The 10582-nt window shown below is 73.0% G+C and carries 7 protein-coding genes; 2 read left to right on the forward strand and 5 right to left on the reverse strand.

What is annotated here, in order from left to right; translation table 11 throughout:
• Positions 1-64: 64 nt before the first annotated feature.
• Positions 65-736, forward strand: coding sequence for a pyridoxamine 5'-phosphate oxidase family protein (locus tag SM793_RS23650; protein WP_320440284.1), 672 nt, complete (start codon positions 65-67; stop codon positions 734-736).
• A 56-nt stretch (positions 737-792) separates the two neighbouring features.
• On the opposite strand, the gene SM793_RS23655 is transcribed toward SM793_RS23650, so the two are convergent.
• The 5 genes from SM793_RS23655 to SM793_RS23675 all read right to left on the reverse strand — a co-directional run bounded on the left by SM793_RS23655 (position 793) and on the right by SM793_RS23675 (position 9294).
• A complete protein-coding gene (locus SM793_RS23655; RefSeq protein WP_320440285.1) occupies positions 793-2331 on the reverse strand; it encodes a pyridoxal phosphate-dependent decarboxylase family protein in 1539 nt (512 codons plus the stop codon).
• Positions 2332-2472: 141 nt separating this feature from the next.
• The gene (gene pflA / locus SM793_RS23660) at positions 2473-3246 is read right to left on the reverse strand and encodes a pyruvate formate-lyase-activating protein (RefSeq protein WP_320440286.1); all 774 of its coding nucleotides are present in this window, start codon (positions 3244-3246) and stop codon (positions 2473-2475) included.
• Positions 3247-3333: 87 nt separating this feature from the next.
• Complete coding sequence (pflB, locus tag SM793_RS23665) at positions 3334-5604, reverse strand: formate C-acetyltransferase (RefSeq protein ID WP_320440287.1); 2271 nt, start codon at positions 5602-5604, stop codon at positions 3334-3336.
• Between the two features lie 14 nt (positions 5605-5618).
• Positions 5619-8270, reverse strand: a complete 2652-nt coding sequence (adhE, locus tag SM793_RS23670; protein ID WP_320440288.1) for a bifunctional acetaldehyde-CoA/alcohol dehydrogenase — start codon at positions 8268-8270, stop codon at positions 5619-5621.
• Between the two features lie 163 nt (positions 8271-8433).
• Positions 8434-9294, reverse strand: a complete 861-nt coding sequence (locus tag SM793_RS23675; RefSeq protein ID WP_320440289.1) for a universal stress protein — start codon at positions 9292-9294, stop codon at positions 8434-8436.
• A 459-nt stretch (positions 9295-9753) separates the two neighbouring features.
• Here SM793_RS23675 and SM793_RS23680 point away from each other — a divergent pair, with 459 nt between their 5' ends.
• Positions 9754-10368 carry a hypothetical protein gene (locus SM793_RS23680; RefSeq protein WP_320440290.1) on the forward strand — a complete coding sequence of 205 codons (615 nt, stop codon included), beginning with the start codon at positions 9754-9756 and terminating at the stop codon, positions 10366-10368.
• Positions 10369-10582 lie beyond the last annotated feature (214 nt).

Genomic DNA, 10582 nt, shown 5'->3' on the forward strand with positions numbered 1-10582 from the left:
CGGGGCGCGCCCTACCGGACACGACCCGCACGCACCACGAGCCGAGGAGCCCACCGTGACCCGCATGCCCGATCTCGATGCCGTCCGGCGGGCGAACGCCGTCGACGTGGCGCGCCGGATCGACGAACGGCGGCGCCGACTCGGTGTCGACGAGGCGGCCCTCGCCCGCGAGGCCGCCATGGCGCCCTCCTACCTGCGGCACCTGCTGGAGGCCGGGCCCGGGTTCGACGCCGCCGGGTTCGTCCGGGTGGCGGCCGTGCTCCGCATGACCTGGACGGAGCTCCTGGAGGACCGGCCGGACGCCCCGCCGGGGCAGTCGGAGCCCGCGGCCGGGGTGAGGCCGCTGCTGCGGCACCTCACCGAGCCCGAGTGCTGGGAGCTGGTCGGCACCCACGGCCTGGGCCGGGTGGGCCTGCCCGCCGATGCCGGCCCGTCGGTCTACCCGGTGAACTACGCCGTCGACCGGCAGACGATCGTCTACCGCACCTCGCCCCGCGGTGCGGCCGCGCCCCCGGAGGACTCGCCGGTGTCGTTCCAGATCGACCACCTGGACGACCGGCTGAGCGCGGGGTGGAGCGTGCTGATGGTCGGTACCGCGCACCACGTCGAGGACGTCGACGAGCAGCAGCGGCTCCTCCGGGTTCCAGGGGTGACACCGTGGGCGGGCGGCAGCCGCCCCTTGTGGGTTCGCATCGTTCCGAACGAGATCACCGGTCGCCGTATCGGTGCGGGATGAGCGGCGGTCGTTCCCGGGCGCTCCGGCTCAGCCGGGTGGGGGCACTCCGCGAGGGGTCACCGCTGCTCCGGCGGCCGGCCGGTCGGGGTGGTGGACGGGTGGTCGTCGGTTTCGGCGGCGCGGAGGACTTCGCTGATCAGCAGGTCGAGATCGTCCTCGGTGGTGCGGTAGTTGCACAGGCAGGCGCGCAGGACGGTGCGGCCGTGAACGGCGACGGTGGCGAGGTAGGCGCGTCCGCTGTCCTGGACGCGGCGGGCCACGCGGGTGTGGAAGGCGTCCTGGTCGCGGCTTCCCGGGTCGCCGCTTCCCGGGTCGGTCACGCGGAAGCAGGCGACCGGCCACGGGCCGCCTGCCAGCAGTTCCAGCCGGGGTTCGGCCGTGATCCGGTCGCGCAACTGCTCGGCGAGGCGCAGGTAGTGCTCGACGAGACCGGTGACGCCGTCGCGGCCCAGGTGCTGCAGCGTGGCCCACAGGGCCAGGGCCCGGGTGCCGGGGCGGGTCAACTCGATCGTGGCGTGGGAGAGCCAGGGCAGCGCGTCCGGCTCGTCGCTGGCGAGGTAGGAGGCCCGGTGCGCGAAGGCGGTGTGCAGGTGCCCGGGGTCCGGGACCAGCAGGGCGCCGCAACCCACCGGCACGCTGAGCGTCTTGTGCGGGTCGACGGTCATCGAGTCGAGCTCGTCGACGCCCCGGTAGAGGTGTGCCAGGGCCGGGACCGCGGCCCCCAGTCCGCCCCAGGCGCCGTCCGCGTGGTGCCACATGCCGACGCTCCGGCACAGCCGTGTGACGGGTCGGAGCGGGTCGACGGCCCCGGTCGCGGTGGTGCCCAGGGTGCTGACGACGCAGAACGGCAGCAGGCCCGCGTCCAGGTCCGCGGTGACCGCGGCGCGCAGGGCGGTCGGGTCCAGGCGGTCGTGCGCGTCGGTGGCGACGGGGCGCAGCCGGTGGGCGGGCAGGCCGATGCAGTTCGCGGCCCTGGCGACGGACATGTGGGCCTGGGCGCTGTGGTAGAGGGTGAGCCGGGAGTGGTCGCGGTCGTAGGCGGGGCCGTCGGAGGAGCCGCGGCGGGCGAGGAACCAGGTGCGGGCGGTGGCGAGGGCGAGCAGGTTGGCCATGGAGCCGCCGCTGGTCAGCACCCCGCCCGTGCCGTCGGGGAGTCCGGCGAGGCCGGCGAGCATGCGCACGGTGCCGCGTTCGAGGTCCATGAGGGCGTTCTCGCCCATGCCGCAGGTCGCGTTGACGGCGCTGGCCAGCAGTTCGGCGACGACTCCGGCCGGTGCGGGCGGTGAGTTGACCCAGGCGAAGAAGGCCGGGTGCCCGTTCCCGGTGGGGAAGGGTGCGATCCCGTCCCGCACGAAGTCGAGTACCGCGCCCAGGTCTCCGGCCGGTCCGCCCAGCCTTCCTTCGAGCAGCTCCGCCCGCCGCCGTGGCGGCATCGGACGGACCACCGGGCCCTCGGGCAGCTCGTTCAGGTAGCCGGACACCCACTCCGCCGCGGCGACGAGTTCGTCCCGCAGCACCTTCGGGTGGACGGCGGGTGGCAGCTGCTCCCGCGGCAGTAAGGTTTCGCCGAACCGGGGCGGATACGGCTCTCGCAAGGGGTGGGTCATGGTGGCGCAGGGCCTTTCCTCGTCGTAAGGCCTCCTGTTCGGCTCAGCGAGGCCGTGATCATAACGAGCGACCCGACCGGCGGGCACGCGAACCGGTCCGCGGTACCGCCGCCAGCGGTGTGGTCCCGGTCAGACGGTGTGCAGGCCGTGTGCCTCGAAGACGGCGCGGGCTTCGGCGGTCCGGCCGGGTGTGGGCACCGGGGTGCCGGCGAGGGGGAAGTCGAGGCCGAGGGCGCGCCACTTGGCGGCGCCGAGCTTGTGGAAGGGCAGCACGTCGACCCGGGTGACGTTGCCGAGCGAGGCGGTGAAGGCGGCGACGCCCTCGATGTTCCCCGGGGCGTCCGTCAGGTGCGGGACGAGGACGAAGCGGACCCAGACCTCGGTGCCGAGGCCGGCCAGGCGGCGGGCGAAGTCCAGGGTGGGGGCGAGTTCCTGCCCGGTCAGGTGCCGGTGGAGCGCCTTGTCCCACGACTTGATGTCGAGCAGGACGAGGTCGGTGTCGGCGAGCAGCGCGTCGGTGGCGCGGGAGCCGAGGAAGCCGGAGGTGTCCAGCGCGGTGTGCAGGCCGAGTTCGCGCTTGAAGCGGTGCAGCAGCTCGCCGGTGAGCTCGGGCTGGAGGAGCGGCTCGCCGCCGCTGACGGTCGCGCCGCCGCCGGAGGCGCGGATGAACGCGGTGTACTTGGCGGCCTCCTGGACGATCCCGTCGGCGGAGGAGGGCTGTCCGTCGCGCATGTGGCGGGTGTCGGGGTTGTGGCAGTACAGGCAGCGCAGCGGGCAGCCGGCGAGGAAGGCGACGAAGCGGGTGCCGGGGCCGTCGACGCCCGTCGACAGGTCCCAGGAGTGCAGTGTGCCGGTCACCGGGCGCCTGGTGGCGGTCCGGCCGGCCGGGGTGGGCTCGGCCATGGGGTGTACTCCTTCGGCGAGGCGAGGCAGGACGCGGTGCCGGCGCCCCGGTCGGGGAGGCGTCGGCACCGCGAGGGGTGGTCCGGGCTACAGCGCGTCGTGGAAGGTGCGGCCGATCACGTCGAGCTGCTGTTCGCGGGTGAGACGGACGAAGTTGACCGCGTAGCCGCTGACCCGGATCGTCAGCTGCGGGTACTTCTCCGGGTGGGCCATGGCGTCCACGAGGGTGTCCCGGTTCAGGACGTTGACGTTCATGTGGAAGCCGTGGCAGGCGACGTAGCCGTCCAGCACGCCGACCAGGTTGGTGATCCGCTCCGCCCCGGTGCGGCCCAGGGCGTCCGGGGCGACGGTGTTGGTGAGCGAGATGCCGTCCTCGGCGTGCTCGTACGGCAGCTTGGCGACGGACAGCGCGCTGGCCACATAGCCGTGGCGGTCGCGCCCGTTCATCGGGTTGGCACCGGGGGAGAACGGTTCGCCCGCCCTGCGCCCGTCCGGGGTGTTGCCGGTCTTCCGGCCGTAGACCACGTTGGAGGTGATGGTCAGCACGGACTGGGTGTGCTCGGCGCCGCGGTAGGTGGGGTGCTTGCGGACCTTGCCCATGAACGTCTCGACCAGCCCGACCGCGATCGCGTCCGCGCGGTCGTCGTTGTTGCCGTACGCCGGGTGGTCGCCCTCGACCAGGTAGTCGGTGACCAGCCCGGTGGAGTCCCGCACCGGGGTCACTTTCGCGTACTTGATCGCGGCGAGCGAGTCGGCGGCCACCGCGAGTCCGGCGATGCCGCAGGCCATCGTTCGCCTGACGTCCCGGTCGTGCAGGGCCATTTCGAGCCGCTCGTAGGCGTACCTGTCGTGCATGTAGTGGATGACGTTCAACGCGTGGACGTACGTCTCGGCGAGCCAGTCCAACTGCTCGTCGAAGCGGGCCAGCACCTCCTCGTGGTCGAGCACGTCCCCGCCGACCGGGGCGGTGGCCGGGCCGACCTGTTCGCCGGACTTCTCGTCCCGGCCGCCGTTGATCGCGTAGAGCAGGGTCTTGGCGAGATTGACCCGGGCGCCGAAGAACTGCATCTGCTTGCCGACCTCCATGGCGGAGACGCAGCAGGCGATCGCGGTGTCGTCGCCGAAGCGCGGGCGCAACAGCTCGTCCGACTCGTACTGCACCGAGGAGGTGTCGATCGACACCCGGGCGCAGAACTCCTTGAACCCCTGCGGAAGTCGCGCGGACCAGAGGACGGTCATGTTCGGCTCGGGGGCCGGGCCGAGGTTGCCGAGGGTTCGCAGATAGCGGAACGACGTCCGGGTGACCAGGGTGCGGCCGTCCGTGCCCATGCCGCCGATCGACTCGGTGACCCAGGTCGGGTCCCCGGAGAACAGTTCGTCGTACTCGGGGGTGCGCAGGAAGCGGACGATCCGCAGCTTGATGACGAAGTCGTCCACCAGTTCCTGGGCCTGCTGTTCGGTCAGGAGCCCGGCGTCCAGGTCGCGCTGGAGGTAGACGTCCAGGAAGGTCGAGGTGCGGCCGAGGGACATGGCCGCGCCGTTCTGCTCCTTGACGGCCGCCAGGTAGGCGAAGTACAGCCACTGGACCGCCTCCCGGCCGGTGCGGGCCGGACCGGAGAGGTCGTACCCGTAGGCCGAGGCCATCTCCTTGAGCTCGCCCAGGGCCCGGATCTGCTCGGCGAGTTCCTCGCGCTCGCGGATCGTCTCCTCCAGCCGCGCCGGATCGCGCGGAGCGTCGTCCAGGCCCGACTTCTCGGCGAGCTTGGCCCCGATCAGCCGGTCCACGCCGTACAGGGCGACCCGGCGGTAGTCGCCGATGATCCGGCCGCGGCCGTAGGAGTCGGGCAGGCCGGTGATGACGCCGGCCCGGCGGGCGGCCCGGATGTCCGGGGTGTAGGCGTCGAAGACCCCGGCGTTGTGGGTCTTGCGGTACTCCGTGAAGGTCTTCTCCAACTGCGGGTCGACCGGATAGCCGTACGTCCTCAGCGCTCCCGCGACCATCCGCCAGCCGCCGTTGGGCATGATCGCGCGCTTGAGCGGCGCGTCGGTCTGGAGCCCGACGATCAGCTCCCGCTCCCGGTCGATCCAGCCCGGGGCGTGTGCGGTGATGGTGGACGGGATGTCGTGCGCGACGTCGTACACGCCCTTGGCGCGCTCCTCGGGGAAGCGGTCGGTGATCCGCCGCCATACCTCGGTGGTCCGCTCGGTGGGGCCGGTCAGGAAGCCGGCGTCGCCCTCGTAGGGGGTGTAGTTGTGCTGGATGAAGTCGCGGACGTCGATCGTGTCCCGCCAGGCTTCACCGCGGAAGCCCTCCCAGGCCGGGGCGGGGGCCGGCTCCGTGTGCGGTGCGGTGGTCATCTCGGTTTCCCTTCTCAAGCCTGGTCGCCGTAGTAGGCCTGGCGCATCAGCCGCTGCATGTCGGCGAGCATCGGCATCCGGGGGTTGGCGGGGGCGCACTGGTCCTCGTAGGCGTTCATCGCCTGCTGCGGCAGGGCGGCCAGGAAGTCGGCCTCGTCGACGCCGGCCGTCTTGAACGAGCGGGGGACACCGACCCGGTCGCGCAGGTCCTCGACGGCCGCCGCGAGCGACTCGACGCCCTGCTCCGGGGTCGCGGCCGGCAGGCCGAGCATCCGGGCGATCGCCCGGTAGCGCTCGGGGGCCACGTAGCTGCGGTACTTCGGCCAGCCGGTGACCTTGGTCGGCGCGGAGCCGTTCCAGCGGATGACATGCGGGAGCAACAGCGCGTTGGTGCGGCCGTGGGCGACGTGGAAGGTGGCGCCCAGGGTGTGCGCCATGGCGTGGACGGCGCCGAGGAACGCCGAGCCGAAGGCCATGCCGGCGATGGTCCCGGCGTTGTGCATCTTCTCCCTGGCCTCCGGGTCGTCCGGGCCGTCGGTGACGGCCCGCTCCAGGTTCTCGAAGATCAGCCGGATGCCCTGGAGGGCCAGTCCGTCGGTGAAGTCGTTGGCGTAGACCGAGACGTAGGTCTCGATGCAGTGCGTCAGGGCGTCGAAGCCGGTGTCGGCGGTCACGTCCTTCGGCAGTCGGGTGGTGAGCGCGGGGTCGACGATGGCCACGCTCGGGGTGAGCGCGTAGTCCGCCAGCGGGTACTTCTGGCCGGTGGCGGTGTCGGTGATCACCGCGAACGGGGTGACCTCGCTGCCGGTGCCCGACGTGGTGGGGATGCAGACCAGCTTCGCCTTCTCGCCCAGGTCGGGGAAGGTGAAGGCGCGCTTGCGGATGTCGAAGAACTTCTCCTTCAGGTCGGCGAACTCGACCTCCGGGTGCTCGTACATCAGCCACATCACCTTGGCGGCGTCCATCGGCGACCCGCCGCCCAGCGCGATGATGGTGTCCGGCTCGAACTCCCGCATCAGTTCGGCGCCCTTGCGCACCGTGTCGATACTCGGGTTGGGCTCGACGTAGTCGACCACCCGGACCTCGACCGGCTCCCGACGGCGGTCGAGCACGCCCCGGATCCGCTCCAGGTGGCCGATCGCCACCATGGTGTGGTCGGTGACGACGACGATCCGGTGCGCGTTCGGCATGCTCGCCAGGTACTTGACGGAGTTGCGCTCGAAGTAGATCTTCGGCGGGACCTTGAACCACTGCATGTTGGTGTTGCGCCGCCCGACCCGCTTGATGTTGAGGAGGTTCAGCGCCGAGACGTTCCCGGCGACGGAGTTGTGCCCGTAGCTGCCGCAGCCCAGCGTCAGCGAAGGGGTGAAGGCGTTGTAGACGTCGCCGATGCCGCCCTGCGAGCTGGGCGCGTTCCAGATGATCCGGCAGGCCTTGACCGCGTGCCCGAACTCCTCGACGAACGCCGCGTCCCGGGTGTGCACCGCGGCGGAGTGGCCGAGCCCGTCGAACTCCACCATCGAGGCGGCGAGTTCGACACCCTCCCGGCGTGAGCCCGCGGTCAGGACGGCCAGCACGGGGCAGAGCTTCTCCCGGGTCAGGGGCTCGGAGGGCCCGACCCGCTCGCAGTCGGCCAGGATCACCGAGGTGTCGGCCGGCACGCCGAAACCCGCCGCCTCCGCGATCTGCGCGGCCGAACGGCCCACCACCGCCGCGTTCAGCCGGCCGCCGGAGCGGGCCGCGCCGCCACCGGCGCCGCCGAACAGGTACCGCTCCAGCAGCGCCTTCTCCTCGGTGCTCGCATGGTGTGCCTTGAGCTTGTGGAACTCGGCGAGCGCCGCGTCGCGGATCTCCGCGTCCAGGACCACCGCCTGCTCGGAGGCACAGATCATGCCGTTGTCGAAGGTCTTCGACAGCACGATGTCGTTCACCGCCTGCTGGAGGTCCGCGCTCCGTTCGACGTACGCGGGGACGTTGCCCGCACCGACGCCCAGGGCCGGCTTCCCGCAGGAGTACGCGGCCCGGACCATCGCGTTGCCGCCGGTGGCCAGGATGGTGGCGACGTCCGGATGGTTCATCAGTTCCGCGGTGGCCGCCATCGACGGCTTCTCGATCCACTGGATGCAGTGCGCCGGAGCCCCCGCCGCGACCGCCGCGTCCCGGACCGTCCGGGCCGCCTCGGCGGAGCAGCGCTGCGCCGAGGGGTGGAAGGCGAAGACGATCGGGTTGCGGGTCTTCAGCGCCAGCAGGCACTTGAAGATCACGGTCGAGGTCGGGTTGGTGACAGGCGTGATGCCCGCGACGACGCCGACCGGTTCGGCGATCTCCACGATGCCGTCGATCTCGTCCCGGTACACCACCCCGACCGTCTTCGTCCGGGCCATCACATGGGTGACGTTCTCGCAGGCGAAGACGTTCTTGACCGCCTTGTCCTCGAAGATCCCGCGCCCGGTCTCCTCCACGGCCAGGACCGCCAGCGCCGTGTGCCGGGCCAGCGCGGCCAGTGAGGCCTTCTTGACGATGTGGTCGACCTGCTCCTGGGTGAAGGGGCCGTACTCCCGCAGGGCCGTGAGGGCGTCCGCGACCAGCGGCCCGACTGCGCCGGGACGGGTGGGCGGATTGCCCGCGGGGACCTTTTCGGCCTCGTTCGTGGGGCGAGGGGACATGGTGGACTACCTCTCCGGGGCGTCGTCCGACTGCCGGGCGCCGGCGGGACCGCGGGCGCCTTCTGTTCAAGGGTTGCTCGTGCGGGGCGGGGGGAGGACCGGTCCTTCGGGACCCGGATTCGGTCCGAAGGTCCCTGCTACGGACAGCAGTTGGTCCCTGCGCTCAGTCGTGCGGCACGACGGCGACGGGGCCGTGCGCGTGGTGGAGCACCGACTGCGTCACCGTCCCCAGCCGGGGCGCCGTCACCCGGCGCTCGGGGGTGCGCCGTCCGAGCACGACCAGGGAAGCGCTGCGGGAGGCCTCCACCAGGGCCCTGGCCGGACTCCAGGCGCAGACCTCCGCCTCCGCGCGGACGGCGGGGTACTTCTCCCGCCAACGGGACAGCGCGTCCCGCAGGTGCAACTGCTCGGCGGCCGCCAGCGACTCCCTGATCTGCCGTTGGTCGACGGGGGCCTCGGTCGCGTACGGGCCGTGCGAGGTGGTCCGGCTCTCCACCACCCGCAGCGCGGAACCGGTGCCGGCCGCGTGCCGGAAGGCGAATTCGAGCACGGCGTCGCACGGCCGGTCACCGGCCACGCCCACGACGACATCGGCGGACGGTTCCCCCAGTCCGTCCTCCCCGGCCCGGACCAGCACCACCGGGCAGGCGGCACGGGCCGCGGCCCGCAGCCCCACCGAGCCGACCAGCAGACCGGTGAAGCCGCCGAGACCGCGCGATCCGAGGACCAGCAACTCCGCCCGCCCCCCGACGGCGGCGAGGGTCTGCGCCGGGTAGCCGGGGCAGATCTCGAAGGACACCTCCAGCCCCGGCAGCGCCGCCGTGACGCGGTCGCGGATCGCGGCCACCGGCTCCGGGACCACGGTGTCACCGCCGAGGTCGCGCTCCAGGGCGTCGAACTCCGTTCCCGCGACGTGGACCATGCGCAGTCCGAGCCCCCTGCGGCCGGCCTCCCTGGCGGCCCATCCGGCCGCCGCCGCGCTCTGCGCCGAACCGTCGATCCCCACCACCACACCGTGCGACATGACTGCGACCTCCCTCGTCCCCGGCCGGCCGTGGCGCTGGTGCGCACGGTCCGTCCGGCGACCAGCGTCCCGCCGGCCCGCGGCCCGTCCACAGGGGCCGAGCAGCCCCACCTCGGTACCGAAGGTCCCGGTGCGGCCGGTGCTCCCGGGGAGTGCCTGCCGCACCGGGACCCTCGTTCCGGCAGTCGGGACCAACGGCCCGCAGACCGGCGAGTCGCCGACGGTGCAGGCTTCGAGCAGACGCCGGGACTGCGATCGCCACGATCGTCCGCACCGTCCGCACCGTCCGCACCGTCCGCACCGTCCTCCCCGTCCTCCCCGTCGCGGGAGGCGCTGCCTCGGGCACTCGGCCCGGACAGCCCGGGGATTCCGCTCGACCCGAGTCGGTACCGGGAGCGCCGGCGTACCGGCTCGAACGGACCGTCACCGCCGAACCACCTCAGCAGAGGAGAACCGATCATGGCCGCTCAGCACGCCCAGCACGCCCACACGCCCCTGACGCCGCGCCGCACCGCCTTCCGCCGCACCGTCGACGGACAGGCCGCAGCCCGCACCGTGTCGGCCACGGCCGCCGCCCTCGCCACCGTCCGCATCGCACTCGGGGCGCTGTTCCTCTGGGCCTTCCTCGACAAGACCTTCGGCCTCGGTTACGCCACCGCCGACGGCCGGGCCTGGACCGACGGGGCGTCACCCGCCAAGGGCTTCCTGAGCCACGTCGCGGCCGGGCCGTTGCGGGGGACGTTCCACGCCATGGCCGGCCAGGCCTGGGTGGACTGGATGTTCATGCTGAGCCTCCTCGGTCTCGGGCTCGCACTGATCGGTGGTGTCGGCCTGCGGATCGCCGCGGTGGGCGGCACCGCGCTGCTCGCCATGATGTGGGCCGCCGAGTGGCCGCCCGCCCGCCACCTGGCCGACGGCGCCGCGAGCGGCTCCACCAATCCCCTGCTCGACTACCACGTCCTGTACGCCTTGGTCCTCGTCGTCCTGGCGGTGACCGGCTCCGGCGCCACCTGGGGCCTCGGCCGCCGCTGGGCGGAGCTCCCGGTGGTCCGCGACAACGCCTGGCTCCGCTGACGTCCCCGCACCACCGCTGCCTCCGGGCCGGGGGGGGGGGCGCGCGCGGCCGGGGCCCCCGGGGGGGCCCCCCCCCCGCCGCGCCGGCCCCGCCGCCCGCGCGCGCCGGGCCGCCCCCCCCCCCCCCCCCCCGCGGGGGGCGGGCGCCCCCCCCCCCCGATCCTCCGCCCCGGGCGTCAGGGGCGGAAGGGTTCGCTCGCGAAAGACGCTAGTC

It is taken from the genome of Kitasatospora purpeofusca (assembly GCF_034043715.1).
Classification (GTDB): Bacteria; Actinomycetota; Actinomycetes; order Streptomycetales; family Streptomycetaceae; genus Kitasatospora; species Kitasatospora purpeofusca_A.